The organism is Erwinia sp. STN24 (genome assembly GCF_041320675.1).
Lineage (GTDB): Bacteria > Pseudomonadota > Gammaproteobacteria > Enterobacterales > Enterobacteriaceae > Erwinia > Erwinia aeris.
This window is the reverse complement of record NZ_JBGGPM010000012.1, coordinates 20,081-39,838: the sequence shown is the minus strand read 5'-3', so window position 1 is coordinate 39,838 and position 19,758 is coordinate 20,081. Positions and strand designations below refer to the sequence as shown.

The following is a 19,758-nucleotide window of genomic DNA, read 5'->3' as shown; positions in this document are numbered from 1 at the left end:
ATAAAGTTAAAAAAAAATAAAATTAAAGGGTAGTTTTTAGAAAAGACGATTTTCTTGCCGACCTGACTATTCCTGTTTATAAAAACCTGTCCAGGTATACAGAGGAATGGGATGATAATCATGTCACAAAAATTGAGATCGTTCACAAAAAATAATGGCGAAGCCTTTTTATACTTAGCAACCGATGCAAACTGGCATCATCTTTATAATAAGATGCACTGGGAAAGCGATACATTACCTTATCAAAGCTAAGCTTATTCTGAAAAAATCAGATTTTTTAATCATCCTTATCATGAGTCCTCTGTACCAATGGCTATCCTGCTTTAGCCCAACGAATGACTATTGTGGGAAAAACCGGCTCCGGCATTAACGGCAACAGGCTATCAGCGGTAGCGCCTGTTTTAACCAACCGTTACCACCTTGGGTGATTTTTAACCTTTCAGCCGCATTCAGCCGTAAATTAATGACTTTATATAATGGGACTTATATAAAGTCAGGACATCAGGCCCGGAAGCAGGTATGCTTTTTCAGGCGGGTTCACAGCAAAAAGCGACTGTGTATCTCCCGGCATACGTGATTGAAATGCAGCCTGTAAACTGGCATCGCTACGTAAATTATTAGGGGATTAGCCCCTCTTACTCATGCAGAATTCACGTAGCGCGATCGGAAAAAATTGAGGAGATTATCAGACGAAAATGGGTGAAATCATAGCCAACGGTATGGTATCGGCCCTTACCGCCGATGAAGATATTGCAGCACGGCTAAAGGAGTTTGTGCAGGACAAAGATGCCTTTTCATCCAATACCTGGCGGCAGCTACTTAGCGTGATGCGTGTCTGCTATCGCTGGGCCAGGGAGAATGCACGCACCTTTTTGCCTATGACCGACGCCGATCTTCGCGATTATCTTAATTTCCTACAGCTGACCGGGCGAGCTTCTTCGACGATTGCTACTCATGCTTCACTGATTTCGATGTTACACCGTAACGCCGGATTGACGCCACCAAATACTTCGCCGATCGTTTTCCGTACTATCAAAAAGATTAACCGCGTGGCTGTCGTAGGCGGCGAGCGTACCGGTCAGGCGATCCCTTTCCGACTCGCTGACCTGATGAAGCTTGATAGCCTGTGGTTTAATTCCTCTTTACTGAGGGAGAAACGCAATCTGGCTTTCCTTCATGTTGCGTATAATACGCTGTTGCGCGTCAGCGAACTCTCCCGCCTTCGGGTCCGCGACGTCACCTTTGCCGATGACGGACGCATTATTCTTGATGTGGCCTGGACAAAAACTATCGTACAGACGGGCGGACTGATTAAGGCACTCAGCAATCTTTCTACCCAGCGGCTGATGGAATGGATTGCGGCTGCGGGGTTGGCCGCAGAACCGGATGCTTTCCTGTTCTGTCCGGTTCATCGTTCTAATAAAGCGGTAATGATCGCCGAGCGGCCGCTCAGCACCCCCTCTTTTGAAACTATTTTCGCCCATGCCTGGCGAACGTCAGGGCATTCAAAATCAGCGAAGCTGAACAAAAACCGCTATGGCGGCTGGAGCGGCCATAGCGCCCGCGTCGGTGCAGCGCAGGATATGGCGAAACAGGGCTATGCCGTGGCGCAAATAATGCAGGAAGGAACCTGGAAAAAACCGGAAACGTTGATGCGCTATATCCGTAACGTTGATGCTCATCAGGGAGCCATGGTGGATTTAATGGAGAAGAAACCCTGATTTGCCCGCTATGCAGTTGCGCCGCCCCCCTGACGCTGGCGCATAAAATGCCCGTTAGCGGTCCAATCCTGACAGGCATTTTATCCACAGAAAAAGTGGATAGCCTGTGCACAGAAAAGTATGGTTTTATGCCAGCGGTCGATTATTTACAGTAATCCCTGTGGATGGCCCAGCCCGACAAAGAGTTTGAGCTACCGCCTTTTAAGCCTGCTGTTGTACCAGCCAGGAGGCGGTTGTACTATACAACCGGTTAATTAACAGGGATTTTCCAATCAAATAAGGGAGGGGGCTGATGAAAGCTTTACGGTCAATGTGCAGCCAGTCCGTTCACCACGCATGCAGTAAAAACAATTATGTCTGATAAAAAAGCAAAGGGCGGAAAGAAAACCTCTCCAACGCCACACGACCTGGCATTCAAACAGTTCCTGACCCATCCCGATACCGCGCGGGATTTTATGCAGCTGCATCTGCCGTCAGAACTGCAGGCCGTTTGCGATTTCAACACGCTAAAACTGGAGTCCGGGAGTTTTATTGAGGAAAATCTGCGCCCCTATTTTAGCGATGTGCTTTACAGTCTGAAAACAGCTGCAGGTGACGCCTATGTGCATGTTTTGATTGAGCATCAGTCCACACCGGACAAGCACATGGCCTTCCGGCTTTTCCGCTATGCAATAGCGGCTATGCAGCGCCATCTGGACGCCGGTCATAAAAAGCTGCCGCTGGTGATCCCGGTTTTATTCTATACCGGCCGGCGCAGCCCCTATCCTTACTCCACGCGCTGGCTGGATGAATTTGCCGATCCGGTACAGGCTGAAAAGCTCTATAGCGGTCATTTCCCCCTCGTCGACGTTACGGTTATACCTGACGACGAGATCATGGAGCACCGCAGTATGGCGGCCCTGACGCTGCTGCAAAAACATATCCACCAACGCGATCTGGCCGAGCTGCTGGATCGGCTGGCGACGCTTCTGCTGAAGGAACATGTTACAGGACAGCAGCTGGCATCGCTGATAAACTACCTTATACAGGCAGGCGAAACTTCAGACGCAGAGGCCTTTGTACGTGAACTGGCACAACGGGTGCCGAAACATGAGGATGCACTGATGACCATCGCGCAACAGCTTGAACAGAAAGGCATTGAAAAAGGGCGGGCCGAAGGTATTCAGCTCGGCCGACAGGAAGGCAGATATGAAGGCAAGCTTGAAGGAAAGCTCGAAGGCAAGCTAGAAGGAAAGCTTGAAGTAGCCCGCACTATGCTGCAAAACGGCCTCGATCGTAACACCGTGATGAAAATGACCGGTCTTGGCGAAGAAGAACTGGCGCGGATCAGGCATTAATGGTGGCAGGTGCTTAGGCCAGGGTTACGATCGCTGCGGGTACCGAAAAAATGTACCCTGTTGGCTGGCTGTGCAATACGCCAGGCCGCGTTATTATACCTGGCTCCGACGTATTGCATTGAAAAGTATGCAGAAACCGCACCTGAAATCACTTTTCGATTTAAATTATTCCACACATCCCGCATGCTATACCTGCCTTCAGCACCCGATTTTCCCAATGACCAAATCCAAACGGGCACGTAGGTTTGTATAGCCCAATCCGCCCTTACTAAACCTCTTATAGCGTTGCAATATATCGCGAGAGAAAACGGCGCTGCCTGTCGATAAACCCAGGCTCAGACGGGACCAAGAATATCCAGACGCAGCCCCTGCGCCTGAAGAATTTCTTTGCAGGTATCGGGTAAATCAGTATCGGTGATGACGTGACTAAAAGGGTGTTCAGGGGCGAGCGGATACGGATGGATCTGACCAAATTTCGACGAGTCGGTCAGCGCAATAGTATGGGTGTTTTTAGCCATCAGGGCGTTAACGACATCGCAGCGCAGCATATTACGACCGGTAAAACCGGTCAACGCGTCCCAGCCATCTATGCCGATAAAGACCTTATGGAAGTTGAGGTGCTGGATACAAAGTCGGGTCAGCGGCCCTACCACGGATTCGCTGCTTTTTTGATACAGGCCGCCAAGAATAATAACCTCCCCACCCGTCTCCCTGAGCAATCCGGCAATATAGTGGCTGACCGTAATAATGGTAATGTCCCGTCTTTCACTCAGCTCCCTGGCCAGCAGCGCGTTGGTACTGCCTCCCTCAATGAAAACCGCCTCTCCGGCATTCACCAGTGAAGCCGCATGCTCTGCGAGACGTTTCTTGACGGCATAGCGGGTGCGCATCCTTGCGCCCACATCATCACTTTCAGGCGCAACGGCCGATCCGTGCACGCGACGCAGAAAACCGCCTTTTTCCAGCACGTTCAGATCCTGACGTACCGTTACCTCGGAAACACCAGTGATTTGAGAAAGTTCGCTGACGCTGACGCTGCCGCGTTCACTGACGAGCTGAATAATATTCTGATGACGTACGTTCATGGTGCCTGCCGGTAAGCTTTTTTAGCAAGCTTACCAGAAAGACAGGCCGCTACAAATGCTGCCGATCCGCCGAAAGCGGGTCGGCAAGGGTCTCATTCCAGTCCGAGACTGCGGCGCCCGTTCGCGTTCAGCTTTTCAGAGGTGAAGCGACCTTTCCAGGTGACTTCATAATCTTCCTGTGGAAAATCGGCGGGCGATTCGCCTGATGCCAGCGCCTGGGCAACGGCGGCCGCGCAGACGGCGTTCTTGTCACAGAGAGGCGCGGCCGGGATATACATTACATTTCCCCAGCCCTGCTGATTTTCTACCGGGGCAACGGAATGAATAACATCACAATGCCACCAGACTGAATCCCCTGCCTGGAGTGAAGGTATTGAGCACAATCCCTGAATCAGTTCAGGATGCCATTTTTCCGACACCGGCAGCACTTTCCCGGGCGCAACGCCGCACAGCTCCTCCTCCGGGACATCTTTCAGTAGCGGGCGCAACAGCAAATAAGCCATTGCTTCGGGTACCGGCACGACATGCAGCAGCCCCTGCCCGACCTGCATATCAGAAAGCGCCGTCCAGCCCTGAAAGGTACGAAATGCCGAACATTTTGTTGTGGTGCCGGCCTGATACTCATAAACATCGGTACGCCAGGCTGCGTCCCACGGATCGTATTCATTAAAACGGTTCGAGAAAATTTTGCGGAACACTTTTTGATAAGCAGGAAGCAACCACCGCTCCAGCGCGCCTGAATCTGTATGCGCACCCAGCCCTTTTGAGGTTGTGCCCGGCAGACGACGTCGTATGCGGTCGGGATAGATGATGTTCACATCAGGCTCAAACCAGCGTATACCTGCCGATTCGAATTTCCAGAGCCGGTTCAGGAAAGCCTGAGTTTGCGCCATGGCGTCGCTCTGCCGCGCTTCCATCTGAGCCGGAGACCAGTAAACAGGGTAGATTTCAGGGCGTGAAGCGTCGAGGCTACCGAAAAAGTTGTCACCAAGCCCCTGGTACACGCCATCGAAATCGTTGGCGTCCAGGTAGTCGAGCATCGATTTATCCCATCCCAGCGCCTGCTCACGGTTGAAAGTTTGCCTGACCACCACACACCCCCTGCGGCGAATATAATTCTTGGTCTCTTCCGAAACACGTCCTGCGGCAATCTCTTGCAGGCTGACTTCCGGCCATGCGGAGCCCTGCTGCTGTTCTTCGGTACGTGCCGCCTTGAGCTCGCCGACAATCTTCGCTCTTACCTGTTCGAATAATCCTTCCACATCGCCAATTTCTTCCCTGAGCGCCTTTTTCATCAGGCGTATATTTTGCTTAGCGTCTTCTGGTTGATCGACTGAAGTGAAGCTGGTGTCCATGGTGCTCTCCGCTGCTTTCGCCATCTTTGTTTCGAGTGAAACAAATATAACCTTCATTCACAATAAAGGACCAGTATTCAACATCTGTTTAACAATGAAAGTCTGATGGAGATCACATTAAAGGGCTTAAAAACAGCGCAAGGGCATTTGGATGAAGGGTAGTCAGTAATAAAGAAGGGTTATCGGCCGTGTTTTAAGAGCATTTTTCACTGTTGTGCACGGCCGAAAGGCCCGTAAGCGGAGGCATAAATGAACGCGCTGTCATAAGCATGGATCGGGGAAGCTACGAAGAAAATTCATCAGTTGATAAGTCTGGTTCTGGAAACTGACCCATTATTTCCTTATCAGGCTGGTGCCCATTTATTATCTCTTACCAGTGCGGTGTTGTCAGATGACAGCCAGTGGAAGGCGCGGAGGTTTAAAGGATCTTCAGCCGGGAGGGAGAGCGAGGGGGAGCCATTGTCTGTAACATCGGCAGGTGCGGAGAAGATTAAACAAATATTTTCGACGGTTTGTACTGCTCAGCATAAAGAAGTCTGTCAGGAAAAATCTGTGTCACAGCGTGGTCCTGGCAGCCCACGCTATGATCCTGTAAATATTTTTCCTGGCCCGAAGGCTTATATATTGCAAATCCAGAACCGGCGTTAATTTTTAGCCAGAACGTTCTTATCGTCTTCATCATAATTAAATGATATCCGGGCACCGTGTTCGTTCGGCAGCCTGCGCGCTTCCAGAAATACCGATTTCCAGTAAACGTTATCCAGTGACGATCGCATTACGCCACGGCTGGCCGAAGCGTGAAGGAAATGCCGGTCCGTATCATAAAAGCCTACGTGCATCTGGCGGTTAATACGGAAAAAGACCAGGTCGCCAGGCTGCAAACGATCGGGCTGGATACGTTTTCCCATATGGATCAGCTGGCTGGTGGTGACTCGCTTCATGGGTAAATTGAACCGGTCTTTAAGGGTTCGCCAGACAAAGCCCGAACAGTCCACGCCGGAGAGTTCCGTACCGCCCCACTGGTAAGGCGTCCCTTCCCATGCGTACATCTGGTCATGTAATGCCGCGATAACCGGAATAAGATCGGGTTCGCCAGCGCGATGGGTGGTATCGGGACTATTATCGTTCGCTTCATCGGGCTTATGGGAAGAACAGCCCGCCACAATCATCAGCGCCAAAACCGTTATCGTGCGAAGGGGGAGTAATGGTGGCATCTTTTCCTGTCCGGATCCTGAATTTTAGCCCTGAATAACGGGGTAAATAACGGTTAAATTTGGCTTAATATCTTCGGTTCGTTATTGTTATAAATCATTCGTTTTTACTTAAATTTACAGCGATTTATTTCCGATAAATATTATCACACAGGGGTACTAATTTTCGCTCAGTAAAGTTATCTGAAAAAATTGCTGCCGACACAGACAAGCAGCCTTAACGGCTGCTGTGACAAAACTACTCGTTGCCCCACTGATTAAGAAACGAGGCGATATCATCGATACGGCTCTCGTTGATACCGGCTTCTTTAGCCATCTCTTTCTGCGCGTCTTCACCGATCTCTTCATTATTTGATAAGCGATCGAGCAGCAGCTGGAAATAGTGCGCCAGGGATTTACGCTCTACCTCAGCCACGGGTGCTGCGCATTCTGTCGAATACTCATCCACGATGTCGTAGTATTTAAGCGGGATTTCATCGTTCATAAGCTACTCCAGATATTTAATTTAACGTCAATTTTAGCTGCTTTCTGCATCGTCCGGGCCGATTTCATTACTGCTGTCAGACGACAAATGTAAGAATGGCATCACCAGGCACCGGCCCGGCCTTAAAGATTGCTAAGATTAACACGTAGCATCCTGTTTTATCTCAATAATTTTACTGCATTCGTCCAGCCTGTACACCGGCATTGACTGGCCGACACAAGGGCAACGTTGCGCGATCGGCTCCGGTTTCAGGCCCGGCATTGGATATCCTCTTGAGAGGCGTCATGACCCGCCGTGCACGCAGTCAAAGGACAGAAGAAAAGCGTCGGGGATGGTTTATCGGTTGCATAGCGAGCCAGCCGGGAGCGGCTTTTTAGCCTGCTCCCGGGGCTCTCCTCTTCAGACGCGGAAGGTATCCACCATTCCTCTCAGGGCATGAACCTGCTCCGCCAGCGATTGAGAAGCGGTCGTGGACTCCTCTACCAGCGCGGCGTTGCTCTGGGTTACGCCGTCCATCTGGCCAACGGCCACGGTCACCTGAGAAATGCCCTGCATCTGCTCGTTTGAAGCCAGCGCGATTTCATCCATTGCCTCAGCCAGCTCGCTGACCTTCCCGGTCACGCTCATGATATTTTCCGCAGTGCCGTCGGCCACTACCACGCCAGCCTCCACCATGGTCACCGCGTTTTCAATCAGGCCTTTGATGTCCCGCGCTGCCGTCGCGCTACGCTGCGCCAGCGTGCGGACCTCGCTGGCCACCACGGCAAATCCCCGCCCCTGTTCGCCAGCGCGTGCGGCTTCAACCGCCGCATTCAGCGCCAGAATATTCGTCTGGAAGGCAATGCTCTCAATGGTGCCGGTAATATCGCGAACCTTCGCCGCGCTGGCAGAGATATCGGCCATCGTTTCGGTCATCTGGCGCACGTTTTTTTCACCGTCACGGACAAGCGCGGCCGCCTCCCGCGCCGATCCAGCCGTATAAGTGGCGCCCGCCGTGTTGCTTTTCACCGTCGCGGTTAACTCTTCCATGCTTGCGGCCGTTTCCTGCAGCGCAGCTGCCTGCTGTTCAGTACGGGCCGAGAGTTCGGTATTCCCTCTGGCGATTTCATCAGAGGCAAGGGCTACGGAAGCCGAAGCGTCCTTAATCCTCGATACCAGTTCGCCCAGGCGATTCTGCATTTGGGCGAGCGATGCCAGCATGCTGGTATTATCGCCGGGACGAAGCATGACCTGAGACGTCAGGTCACCGTCGGCTATCGCTGCCGCCAGTACCTGCGCCTGCGCCGGTTCACCGCCCAGCTGGCGCATCAGGATCCGTATAGTCATGAAACCGGTGCCGCCAGCAAGCAGCACAGATACCAGCACCAGGCCGACCAACAGAAGCCCGGCACGACGGCTTTGATCGCTGCTGCTTTCCACGGCGCTGCGGGCATTTTGCATCTGCACCTCTGTCAGGGTATTGAGGGCTTCCTGCAGCGACCGCTGCGCCGGGCGAGAGACGGTCATCAGGTAAGTCACGGTCTCCTGCTGCAGATTCTGCAATCCAAGCTGACCTGCCTTTTCAAAGCTTGCCAGCGCCGGTCCTTCTCTTTCCACTATTTTCCGGTATGCCTCCCGGCCCGCCGGTACCGAATCCGTTTCCATCAGCCGACCCAGCTCCTCACGGTTTTTGAGGAACAGACGTTTCTGGGTCTGCACGCGGTCCCATTCGGGCGCCATTTCCTTCGGGTCGGTCAGCAACGCCAGGTTTCTTACCGCGATAGACAAATCACGTACGCTGGCGCGCATATCCAGCGCAAGCTGGAACTTTTTCATTTTGACGTTTACCACGTCACCCATATCGTCCCGGGCGTGGTTAAGAGCATTGATAGCCACGCCGGCGCAAATGACCAGCAGCAGTACCATGAGGCCGAAGCCTCCGACAATACGGGTTGAAACTTTCATGGGAGAATACCGAAAGGCAGATGATTACTGTTTGTATCGTCATCGTGAAGAAACTCTTGAGAGTACCGATTAAATTATGTGGTGTATTTCACAATGCGCAGGTAAAGGTTGCAGACAGGGAGCGCTGAATGATCCGGGATGAACAGGAGATAGCTGGGAGACGTCCTGGCAGGGAATAACGTTGCTGAATACGGTATTTATCACTCAGTCCGGCTGGCATGGCCCAATCCGGACTGAGTTTTCAGAAAATTAGCTGGTCAGCAAGGTTACCTGGCCAAAATTTCTCTACGAACGATTTCTGCGCCGGCGCTGAGGGCATTCAGCTTGCCCCTTGCTACCTGACGGGATAAAGGCACCATGCCGCAATTGGTGGAAGGATAAAGCTTGTCGGCATCGACAAACTGGAGCGCTTTACGTAGCGTATTGGCTACTTCTTCGGGCGTCTCAACGGCATTGGTCGCCACATCGATAGCCCCAACCATCACCTTTTTGCCGCGGATCAGTTCGATAAGATCCATTGGTACATGAGAGTTCTGGCATTCCAGCGAAATGATATCGATAGCCGACGTTTTCAGCTTAGGGAAAACCTCTTCATACTGTCGCCACTCTGAACCCAGCGTTTTTTTCCAGTCCGTATTGGCTTTAATGCCGTAGCCATAGCAAATATGCACGGCGGTTTCACATTTAAGCCCTTCGATGGCTTTTTCCAGCGCGGCAATTCCCCAGTCGTTAACCTCATCAAAAAAGACATTAAAAGCCGGCTCGTCAAACTGGATAATATCGACACCGGCCGCCTCTAACTCTCTGGCTTCCTGATTAAGAATTTTGGCAAATTCCCAGGCCAGCTTTTCGCGGCTTTTATAATGGCTGTCGTAAAGCGTATCGATCATGGTCATAGGGCCGGGCAAGGCCCATTTAATAGGCTGTTGGGTTTGCTGACGTAAAAATTTAGCATCTTCAACAAATACGGGCTTTTGCCGGGTCACCTCGCCCACGACCGTAGGAACGCTCGCATCATAGCGATCGCGGATTTTGACGATCTGACGTTTTTCAAAATCCACGCCGCTGAGGTGCTCAATAAACGTCGTGACAAAATGCTGGCGCGTTTGCTCGCCATCGCTGACGATATCAATGCCTGCCTGCAGCTGATCGTCAAGGCACAGGCGAAGGGCATCCTGCTTGCCCTCAATCAGTTCCCGATCCTGCAATTTCCAGGGTGACCAGAGCGTCTCCGGCTGCGCAAGCCAGGAAGGTTTAGGTAAGCTGCCAGCAGTGGATGTCGGTAAAAGCTTTTTCATAAAAGATGACCTTATATTTTCGGTTTATCAAAGAGCGGAATTGGCAGACCACTGCTCAAGAATAGTCTGGTAGGGTTTAATGAAGTGCTCTTCAGTAAACCTGCCCTGCTCAACAGCCAGCTGGCTGCGCTCTTCTCGATCATAAACAATTCGGGTTAACGAATAATCCTGGTGTGTCAGGTTGGGCTGATACAATGCCCCTGCGGCGGAATTAGCATTGTAAATCTCAGGCCGGTAAATTTTTTGGAAGGTTTCCATCGTGCTGATGGTGCTGATTAGCTCAAGATTGGTGTAATCACTGAGCAAATCACCATGAAAATAAAAGGCCAAAGGCGCAACGCTGTTGGGCGGCATGAAATAGCGCGCCTGCAGCCCCATTTTGGCAAAATAGATATCGGTCAGAGAAGGCTCATCCTGCTGATATTCAAAGCCCAGTACAGGATGCTGATTAGTCGTGCGGCAATAGGTGTTTTTAGTGGAAACGCTCAGGCATATCACAGGCGCTTTATTAAAATTTTCCGTGTAGGCCGCTGAATTAACGAAGCGTTTAAATATATTACCATGCAGCTTGCCAAAATCTTCGGGGATAGTAAATTCGGGCTGGCTTTTATTGTGCTCCGGCAGCCAGACGCTAAAGTCGTAATCGCGTACGTAAGAGGAAAAGTTATTGCCTACGATACCATCGATACGTTCACTGGTGCTTTTATCAATAATGGTAGGTTTTAATATTTCAATCACCGGAAAGGCATTGCCTTTCACTTCAACGTTTAACTCAGCGGAAATAATTTCAAGCTCAACGGAATAGCGATCCGCTTTGGGATTATCCCAGTGCGCCAGCGCATTGAAGCGATTATCAATCATCACTAAAGCGTTACGCAGATTCTCCTGACGTCTCTCACCTCTCGCCAGATTGGCAAAGTTGGTGGTGATGCGCGTACTCCCGGAGGGGTTATAGTTTTCGTCGAAACGAAGGCTTTTAATGGTAAAGGTAAACGCTTTGTTCATGGCCGTCTGGTATCCTGGTTTGTTATAAATCTGATTTATTTGTTGCCTTTCAGGGCATCCCAGATTTCATATTATCTAAAGTTATTAACAATCCATACTTTATGCCTGAGTCGCTGGTTGAGGAAAAGTGATTTGTTTTCAATGAACATGAACCTTCTTCATGATCAAAACTGAGACAGGACTACCGTTGCGCAAAGATCCCTGTCAAAGAGGATGCACAGCTGGCAGCCGGGTGGCGGCCCGCTAAGCATGTACCGCATTTTTTCTGGTTCACCTTCTTCTCGCTGCCGCCCTGGAGAGAAACAGAGCGTTTCCGTGTGCAAGCTACAATATGGGGCATGGTAATAAGCAAAAAACCTTCCTGTCGGCCGGTCTGCGAGCCAGGCATCCAGCCTTCATTAAGGCGATATCCAGGCAATGGGGAAGAGCAAACATGCAAAAAGTAACGATTGTTGCAGTGGCCTGCGCGCTGTGAAGCGGAAAGCTTGCTGCTACAGATAACGCTGAATAACGTCATTGCGCAGATCCATCACATTGGCAGCACGTCAGTACCGGGTTTAGCCGCTAAATCCGTTATAGATATATTGCTGGAGGTGGCCGGACGGACAGCTTAAACGCTTTTTATAATTCCACCAGTGTAACAAAAGGCCCTCTTCGACAGCGTGACCCTGTAATTATGTTTAAACTGGGTTATTACATAAAACGCATGCCCAAACAGGAGATCCCCGATGAAAGCAATACAGCTTAAAGCCCCCGGCGGCCTGGATAACATTATCGTGTCAGATATTGACGATCCGGGCAGGCCCGGCAAAGGTGAAATTCGGGTTGCGGTTAAAGCCAGCTCGCTAAACTTTCATGATTTAATCGTCGCAACCGGGCAGTTTCCTACTGAAGATGGACGGATCCTGCTGTCAGATGGTGCGGGAATAGTAGAGGAGGTTGGAGAAGGCGTTGAAGCGTTTAAAGCAGGCGAACACGTGGTCTCTACATTTTTCCCCAACTGGCTGGCTGGCAAGCCTGTACCCGCCGTGGGCGGCTTTGCGCACACGCCCGGCGACGGTGTTGATGGCATGGCCAGTGAATACGTTGTACGTTCGGAAAACGCCTTTACCCATGCGCCGAAGGGGTGGAGCCATACAGAGTCAGCCACCATCACCACCTCGGCTTTGACGGCCTGGCGGGCGCTGGTAACAGACGGGCACCTTAAGGCAGGAGAAACGGTGCTGGTTCAGGGAACCGGCGGCGTCTCCGTCGCTGCTTTACAGATAGCTAAAGCAATGGGGGCCAAAGTCATTGCTACCTCATCCTCCGATGAAAAGCTCGCCTTTGTGCGCGAACTGGGCGCTGATGAAATTATCAATTACAGAACAACGCCTGCATGGGGAGATAAAGTTCTTGAGCTGACCCAGGGGTTTGGCGTAGACCATGTGGTCGAAGTAGGCGGACCGGCAACCCTGAATGAATCCCTGAAATCGATCAAGGTAGGCGGTCATATTGCGCAGATTGGTATCCTTTCAGGCGATGAGGCTGCCTTGTCTGTCCTTTCCCTTCTGGCGAAGCAGGTGCAAATTAAAGGCGTGATTGTGGCAAGCCGCCAGGATCAGTGTGATTTTGTTAAAGCCCTTGAGATAATGAACAAGAAGCCGGTAATCGATCGTGTTTTTAAATATGAGGAGCTTGGCGAGGCTTTCTCTTATCAGCAAAGCGGCGCTCACGTGGGTAAAATCTGCGTTGAATGGTGACGTTGCTGGCCGTAAGGAAGCCATTTCCTTACGGCCGTCACCTGAAACACTGACTGATGCCGTGAATAACCGCGCGTTGGCGCAGGCAGTCAGGCTACTGCGGGCGCTCTAGATGTATAACAGGCTTGCCGCCACGCGCGTGCGGTAAACGGCATAATTTTTTCTTGCGTTACTTTACCCAGGCGTCAGTAGCCCGAAAGATGCGGTGGCTGCCACTCTGGCGCCTTAGCGGACACAGAGGCAGGGCAAGAAGCGCCTGCCAGCTGGGTGAGTTGAAGCAAAAGAGAGTATCGTGGCAGGCTTAAAATATTATCACCCAAGCTCAAGCAGCAGCAGGCCTGCCGTAATCATAAGCAAGCCAGCGCACGCTTTGCGACCAGGAGGTTGCCTGAAAATAATCCATCCGGACAGTGCGGTTAAAAGAATGCCGCAGCCTCCCCATATGGCATACGCAGTGGCCATCTCCAGGCCTTTCAAGGCCTGCGCTAACGCAGTAAAGGATGCAAGAATAAGCAGTATGCCCACTGCGCCCGGAATCTTTTTGGCCATACCGGCCGAACGCTGAAGAAAGACGTTAGCCGTTACTTCAAGCAGGATGGCTATCGCAAGATAGTAATAGGGGATAAATATCGACATTTATTCATTCTGCGCATTTTCTGCGATATTAACGACTACAACGCCCCCCAGCAACAGGCCAATTCCCGTAAGCTGAAGTACGCTCAGATGCTCTCTGAAGAAGAAGCTGCCAATAACGGCTATCGCGAGCAGACCCAGTGATTCCCAGGTTGCGTAAGCTACCGCAAGTGAGATTTTTTTCAGCGCAAGCGCCATAAAAGTAAAAGACAAACCGATGGCGAAATACATAAACAACATGCCCGTAAGATTGCCTTGCGTCGAATATAATTTCATCAATATAACGCTGCTTACTTCAGACACTATTGCCATTAAAAGAAAAAACCAGGCCCGGGGCACATAGACTCCATATTGTGGTGATTTGAATCCAGCTCGCTAGTGTACACCGCAACGGCACGCTGAGGGCATATCCCTAAAAATTATAAATCAGACACAGGACGAAAGGTTATTCAGCAGAAACGGCGAACGTGATAACAATTTTTTATTGAGCATGAGCAACGATGCATGCTTCGGGCATTCTGCGTTTGCTATTGGCGACCTGGCGCCGATCACAGATGGTGAGCCTGATAAACAAATGCTTGAGGTTTTACGGCAAAAACACATTACGGTGCTTTAGCAGGATGATGAATTGCTTCAGGTTGATTACGGGGTGTATCCGTACAGAAGGCCAGATATGGCGCACACAGGGCCTTTGAGGTTATTTTTTCCGATGGTGATGGTTGATAAAGGAACAAAATAAACTTTCCAACCACTTTAATAGTCCTCACCAATATGAACAAAGAAAGCCATGTATATTTCCGGTCATAAACATACTCATAATCAGCCTCCTGTCAGTGACTCACCTTCCAGTAATACGTCTGCAGATGAAAGTCGCCTGACAGCGGGCGCGGCCTCCGCCCGTGACAGCGAACCGCCTACAGAGCCCTCCTCTGAGGCGAAACAGCACGGTCATCATCCGGAAGCAGACAAGGGGATTTCCGGCAACAGAAAGTTGCTTGTGGGATACAAAGATGCACTGTCCCGTAGCATGGTGGAAGGCGATAAAAAACATCTGGCCAAGTTTGACAATAATCTCCGTCCCCCGTCGGTTTTGCTGCCGCGCGCAGCCTCGTCACCAAATGTCATTCATGACAGCGATGTCCTGAATGATTTTCGCAGACAGGCTTCTGAGCGTGGAAGACGTTATGGTGCCAGTGCAAAGACCGTTGGGAAAAATCAGGAAGCCTGGATCGATAAAAAAACAGGGAAGGGAATACTCAACGGCACACTCTGGCCCCATGATGAAGCGGTATGGAACACCATACCGGATATAAAAAATCAGCCTTCCGCTGTATTCATGCCGGGTTATGCCGTGGGCGATCGGTATTCTGCCATTCTGACAATGCTGACGTATCCGGAAATGAAGCTCACCATCGGCTACAGCGAGAAGCAACCGGTACTGCCTGCTGAAAAAAAATACGCCATGGAAGCGTTTGAAATCATTACGGATGCCCTGAAAAAGTCTGGCGTGAGTCAGGAAAGTATCAACAAACGGCTTTCCGTAGTGCGCTATGACGGTGAAACCCCGCTGAACCACATTAGCGGCAGTTTTAACGATCCGGAGAACCGGAAAAATTTCACCACGGTACTGGGAGAAAAATCCGCCATCTGTGAACCACAGAATGCCTCTCCCGACAGCCATCTCTTCCATATCTCCGCCACAACGGTAATGATGGCAAAACACTGGGAAGACAATGATGACCCGGTACGTTCCGGCGCTGAAATCAGAAAGCTGGTTTACGGCCTGGTTAATGAAGAGGCCCGGGCAGAGCTTGACAGCCTTGTTGACAGCACAATTAAGGAAACGGGCCTGAAAGATAACTCCGTCTTATTATGGAAAACAAACAAGCCATTTGAGACGCCGGTTCGTGACGCCGCCTCTGCCCGCCAGAAAGAGGCGTTTGCCAATCCCCGTATGTTTGAGCTTATCCATGCTGCGCTGGAAAAGCAGGGAACGCCGATAGCCTATATCGGGGACGGCTTCCGAAATGAGTACAAAAATCGCACTGAAGATCGCCATCCCTGGGAAAATCGCAGTACGCCCGACCTCAGCAAATTCTGGCAAAAATCTGCGCTTCTGAAAGAGCGTGTCAATCAGTGGTATTTTCTTGATCGGATAATGCAGAAATCAAACGGGAAAGCCTTCATCGGCGTGCGCAGCGGCGCGCTTGAACCGCTGAGTCTGTTAGGGCATAACGTCGTTTACCTTGAACCTAAATCCCTGTTCACGCCTGAACGCCATGCCCCCTGGCAGGGACGTATCCCCTATAACCGTCTGATTACAGAGGCATCAGCGGGGTATATTGATAATGACACGGAGGTGGAGCTGAAGAATCTGGGTAAGGAAATTGTTGCTGACAACCTGAGGGCCAAACTTTCTCTCGGGCCGGGTGACGGCGATCGGCAAGCCCTTGTCAAAAGCCTGTCGGAAAACAATCTCGCTGGCAGGGAGAAAATTGACCGGCATGACCGCATTGAAAATAATATCGCCCAAGGCATTCTTTCGCCGGCAGAGCTCAGCCTGATGTTGCGTATGGTCGAAACCGGCCAGCCTGCGCATTTACTTATGGACCGTGAGAAAAGCGGATAGCCGTCATCTTTTATTTGCCGGGTCTTATAAGCAGGCTGACTGCTGAGCTGCCGACGTAAAGTGATGACTGCGCAGCTGCGTGTACCCGTCTACGGGACGGCCAGAATATAAGCCTGCCGAAAGTGAGTAAACAGGCGTGAAATCAACTGTGTGTTGACAAAAACGCTACCTGAGCTCGCCGAAATAACCCTCGTCGGCTTTTTTCAGCAGTTCGTCCACAATAATCCGGACTTTCGGGATGAGATGGCGTGTCCGGGGCCAGACCACGCTAAGCGCAACCGGAACCGGCATATGGTCGGCCATGATGGTAACAAGATGGCCGGCGGTGATATGGCTGCCCACCATCGACTCCGGAAACTGCGCAACCCCTGCCCCTGCCAGACAGGCCAGCAGCATGGCGTCGCCGTCGCTTATCTGATGCGCCGTACCGGATATAAACTTTATTTCCCGCTCTGCCACCGGACGTAACCGCCAGGCAAGGGGCGCCCCGCGCCGGAAGCCCATTATGCAGCGGTGCTTTTTCAGCGCTTCAATGTCGTCAGGCACGCCGTGTTGTTCAAGATAACCGGGGGACGCGCACAGGAAAAGACGCTGCCGGCTCAGGCGCCGGGCAATCAGCTCATCCGTGCTCTGCAGTTCGCCCAGGCGCAGCACCAGATCCACCCCCTCCTCAACCGGATCGATAAGACGGTCATTAAAGGTCAGCGCCAGCCGCAAAGCCGGATAGCGGGCTGTCAGCTCCAGCAGTATCGGCATCATCAGGTTGCGACCAAATGATGCCGGCATATCGATACGAACCGTGCCCGCAGGGTTGTCCTGACGTCTGCTGAGCATGTTTTCAGCAGAGTCCAGGATTTCCAGCGCCGACAGGCAGCTTGTCAGATAGGCTTCTCCATCGCTGGTCAGGCTCAGTTTACGGGTTGAACGGTGGAACAGCCGTGTACCCAGCCTTTCCTCCAGCCTTGCCACGCTCTTGCCGACCGCAGATTTTGTGATGCCCAACTGCTCTGCGGCCTCGGTAAAACTGCTCGATTTTGCCGTGATAACAAAATTCGTGATCCCCCGCAGGGATTCGGCCGTTAATTCGGTAGACATAAAGTTTACTCACTGGCGACTTATAGCGTGTTTATCGATGTTTAATTCTATACCAGACTGAAGTCAGCATATAAACACACGACCGGCCACGGCCGGAAAATTCGTCTGAACCGGGAAATCGTTATGTCACAGACAAAACCCCTTACGTTCGTGTCCCTGCTGGGCAGCCTTCGGGCAGGGTCTTTCAATGCGGTTGTGGCGCGAAATCTTGCTGCGCTGGCGCCGCCAGGCGTGGACATCAGCCCGCTCGGCTCTGTGGGCGATATCCCGCACTATGATGCCGATCTGCAAGCCCAGGGATTTCCCGAGACCGTGATGGCAATGGGCAAAGCGATCTCGGCAGCGGACGCGCTGATTATCGTCACGCCTGAATATAACTATTCCGTGCCGGGTGCCCTTAAAAATGCCCTGGACTGGCTTTCACGCCTGTCCGACACGCCGGTTGCCGGCAAACCCGTCGCCATACTGACGGCCTCGTCCGGTGCCATAGGCGGCGCCCGGGCACAATATCATCTGCGTCAGATCCTGGTCTTTCTGGACGGCAGCGTCCTGAACAAGCCTGAAGTGATGATTAGCCAGGCTTCATCCCGGCTCGATCCGCAAAGCTGCACCATAACGGATGCGGATACCCGCAGCCTGATTGCGGCTCAGCTCAGCGCGCTGGCAGAAATGGCGGTAAAGCAGAGCTGAGCAACACCTTTACCCTGTCTGTAAAATCTTTGGAGGAAATTATGTCTACCGGCACCGTTCGCGGTATGGACCATGTTGGCATCACCGTTTCTGATATTGAAGAAGCAACCCGCTTCTTTTCAGAAGCTTTTGGGGCTGAAGTTATCTACGACTCCGTGTCGCCCTCGGACGACGACGTGAAAGGCGAAGAGACGGAAAGTATCCTGAACCTGTTTCCGGGAACCAGAATCACCACGGTCAGGATGATGAAACTACAGCACGGCCCCGGCCTTGAGCTGTTTGAAATGCAGGGGCCGGAGCAGCATCAGCCCGTACGGCCCAGCGATTACGGCATCCAGCATTTTGCCGTTTACGTTGATGACATTAACGAAGCCATCGGCCTGTTTGAGCGTGCCGGCGGGAAAATGTTTACGTCTCCGCAGCCGCTGATGTTTCCGACCGAGGCAGGAGACAATAACTTTTTCTGCTACGGCCGGACGCCCTGGGGCAGCGTAATTGAATTAATCTCACTGCCTTCCAGGCTTCCCTATGAAGAAAGTACTTCCCTGCGACGCTGGAAGCCGTAAATATCGTGGTTGCGCAGGCCTGACTTTTTCTAAAAGCCAATAACGAGGGGCAATTCACCGTTGCCCCGACTCCCGCCGCATCTCTCTGCTGAGCGCTTTTAAGGTCTGTCAGCGCCTCTTGACGCAGCCTGGCCGCGCTGGCTGTCGCCATGCGCGGTCAGCAGGCAGGCGGGCAAAAAGGGATCGGGCCAGCGCATAAGTTATCTTATTTAATAGCAGCATAAGTGCGCCCTTCTCTGAGCCATGCCCCAAAAAATAGGCAATCAAGGCGCAAGGCTTCTCAGCACCAGCGCAGCCAGGCGGCTGGCATCTTCTTTGGCCGTATCAAGGGCGGCCTGCAGCTGCACCGGATCGGCGTAGGGCCTGAGCACCAGATAAACAGCGGCAGCCGTTTCGTCCAGCGGCGTTTTACGCTCAAACTCTCCCGCCTCGCGCCCCTCGCGCAGAATGGCAACGGTGGTTTCGCGCAGCCAGGCTTCATACCGCTCTGCCGACGACCAGCGATCGCGCGAAGCCGCAGCAGCGATATCAAAAAGGCGGCGTTCCCGAAAAAACAGCTCGCTCCCCGCCACCGTAAGCGTCTGAAAAAGGCACTGCATTTTCTCCGTGGCCGAAGGCGCCTCTTCCAGCGCGGCGTTCAGACGTTGGGTTATCTGCGTAAGGCAGCTGGCGCAGATGACTTCACCTATCTCCTGTTTTGAACTGAAGAACTTATAGATATACGCCTTGGAGAAGCCCACCGAGCGAGCCAGATCGGACACGGTGGTTTTCTCAAAGCCGTAATGGCTGAAGTACTCCATGGCGGCATTGACAATCTGGTCACGAAGGGTGTGATCGGACGGGCCGCGCGTGGCGGCAGGAAGTTTTTGTTCAGTCATTTTTTTTAGCTTCGCTCAGTGAGCTCCCGTTAACGAAATGTGACCGCAATATAGTCTGGTCACCATTTTAACGCACATCGGGCCC

General features: G+C 51.9%; 17 protein-coding genes and 1 pseudogene. 7 read left to right on the top strand and 11 right to left on the bottom strand.

Features of this window, described 5'->3' with window-relative positions; all coding sequences use genetic code 11:
• Positions 1–695: 695 nt before the first annotated feature.
• Both ACA373_RS21945 and ACA373_RS21940 read left to right on the top strand, forming a co-directional pair.
• Positions 696–1,721, top strand: a complete 1,026-nt coding sequence (locus tag ACA373_RS21945) for a tyrosine-type recombinase/integrase (protein ID WP_253461405.1) — start codon at positions 696–698, stop codon at positions 1,719–1,721.
• A gap of 353 nt (positions 1,722–2,074) precedes the next feature.
• Complete coding sequence (locus ACA373_RS21940; protein WP_370735145.1) at positions 2,075–3,058, top strand: Rpn family recombination-promoting nuclease/putative transposase; 984 nt, start codon at positions 2,075–2,077, stop codon at positions 3,056–3,058.
• Positions 3,059–3,393: 335 nt separating this feature from the next.
• Here ACA373_RS21940 and ACA373_RS21935 read toward each other — a convergent pair whose 3' ends face one another.
• The 7 genes from ACA373_RS21935 to ACA373_RS21905 form a co-directional block, all read right to left on the bottom strand.
• Positions 3,394–4,143, bottom strand: coding sequence for a DNA-binding transcriptional regulator YciT (locus ACA373_RS21935; protein ID WP_370735144.1), 750 nt, complete (start codon positions 4,141–4,143; stop codon positions 3,394–3,396).
• Between the two features lie 92 nt (positions 4,144–4,235).
• A complete protein-coding gene (locus tag ACA373_RS21930) occupies positions 4,236–5,498 on the bottom strand; it encodes a DUF1479 domain-containing protein (protein WP_370735143.1) in 1,263 nt (420 codons plus the stop codon).
• Between the two features lie 644 nt (positions 5,499–6,142).
• Positions 6,143–6,712: a C40 family peptidase gene (locus ACA373_RS21925; RefSeq protein WP_253461413.1), complete on the bottom strand. Its 570-nt coding sequence runs from the start codon at positions 6,710–6,712 to the stop codon at positions 6,143–6,145.
• A gap of 235 nt (positions 6,713–6,947) precedes the next feature.
• Entirely contained in the window at positions 6,948–7,193 is a 246-nt protein-coding gene (locus tag ACA373_RS21920; protein ID WP_370735142.1) for a YmjA family protein, read from the bottom strand.
• 399 nt (positions 7,194–7,592) lie between these two features.
• The gene (locus ACA373_RS21915) at positions 7,593–9,137 is read right to left on the bottom strand and encodes a methyl-accepting chemotaxis protein (RefSeq protein WP_370735141.1); all 1,545 of its coding nucleotides are present in this window, start codon (positions 9,135–9,137) and stop codon (positions 7,593–7,595) included.
• Between the two features lie 266 nt (positions 9,138–9,403).
• Positions 9,404–10,435, bottom strand: a complete 1,032-nt coding sequence (locus ACA373_RS21910; protein WP_253461419.1) for a methionine synthase — start codon at positions 10,433–10,435, stop codon at positions 9,404–9,406.
• Positions 10,436–10,462: 27 nt separating this feature from the next.
• Positions 10,463–11,440 (bottom strand): DUF1852 domain-containing protein, encoded by a 978-nt coding sequence (locus tag ACA373_RS21905; RefSeq protein WP_253461421.1) that lies wholly within the window; start codon positions 11,438–11,440, stop codon positions 10,463–10,465.
• 449 nt (positions 11,441–11,889) lie between these two features.
• Here ACA373_RS21905 and ACA373_RS21900 point away from each other — a divergent pair.
• Both ACA373_RS21900 and ACA373_RS21895 read left to right on the top strand, forming a co-directional pair.
• Positions 11,890–12,039, top strand: a pseudogene (locus ACA373_RS21900) (GrpB family protein); the annotation flags it as partial.
• Positions 12,040–12,168: 129 nt separating this feature from the next.
• Positions 12,169–13,182 carry an NAD(P)-dependent alcohol dehydrogenase gene (locus tag ACA373_RS21895; RefSeq protein ID WP_370735140.1) on the top strand — a complete coding sequence of 338 codons (1,014 nt, stop codon included), beginning with the start codon at positions 12,169–12,171 and terminating at the stop codon, positions 13,180–13,182.
• A 312-nt stretch (positions 13,183–13,494) separates the two neighbouring features.
• On the opposite strand, the gene ACA373_RS21890 is transcribed toward ACA373_RS21895, so the two are convergent.
• On the bottom strand, positions 13,495–13,818 hold the full coding sequence (locus tag ACA373_RS21890) for an SMR family transporter (protein ID WP_253461424.1): 324 nt from the start codon (positions 13,816–13,818) through the stop codon (positions 13,495–13,497).
• Positions 13,819–14,154, bottom strand: a complete 336-nt coding sequence (locus tag ACA373_RS21885; RefSeq protein WP_301253023.1) for a multidrug efflux SMR transporter — start codon at positions 14,152–14,154, stop codon at positions 13,819–13,821. It abuts the gene before it with no gap.
• A gap of 448 nt (positions 14,155–14,602) precedes the next feature.
• Between ACA373_RS21885 and ACA373_RS21880 the strand changes: the two genes are divergently transcribed.
• A complete protein-coding gene (locus ACA373_RS21880) occupies positions 14,603–16,444 on the top strand; it encodes a hypothetical protein (protein WP_370735139.1) in 1,842 nt (613 codons plus the stop codon).
• A 165-nt stretch (positions 16,445–16,609) separates the two neighbouring features.
• On the opposite strand, the gene ACA373_RS21875 is transcribed toward ACA373_RS21880, so the two are convergent.
• Positions 16,610–17,539, bottom strand: coding sequence for a LysR family transcriptional regulator (locus ACA373_RS21875; protein WP_370735138.1), 930 nt, complete (start codon positions 17,537–17,539; stop codon positions 16,610–16,612).
• A 123-nt stretch (positions 17,540–17,662) separates the two neighbouring features.
• On the opposite strand from ACA373_RS21875, the gene ACA373_RS21870 reads away from it, so the two are divergent.
• Entirely contained in the window at positions 17,663–18,229 is a 567-nt protein-coding gene (locus ACA373_RS21870) for an NADPH-dependent FMN reductase (RefSeq protein ID WP_370735137.1), read from the top strand.
• Between the two features lie 41 nt (positions 18,230–18,270).
• On the top strand, positions 18,271–18,795 hold the full coding sequence (locus ACA373_RS21865; protein WP_253461432.1) for a VOC family protein: 525 nt from the start codon (positions 18,271–18,273) through the stop codon (positions 18,793–18,795).
• A 263-nt stretch (positions 18,796–19,058) separates the two neighbouring features.
• Here ACA373_RS21865 and ACA373_RS21860 read toward each other — a convergent pair whose 3' ends face one another.
• Positions 19,059–19,673, bottom strand: coding sequence for a TetR/AcrR family transcriptional regulator (locus ACA373_RS21860; RefSeq protein ID WP_253461434.1), 615 nt, complete (start codon positions 19,671–19,673; stop codon positions 19,059–19,061).
• Between the last annotated feature and the right edge of the window lie 85 nt (positions 19,674–19,758).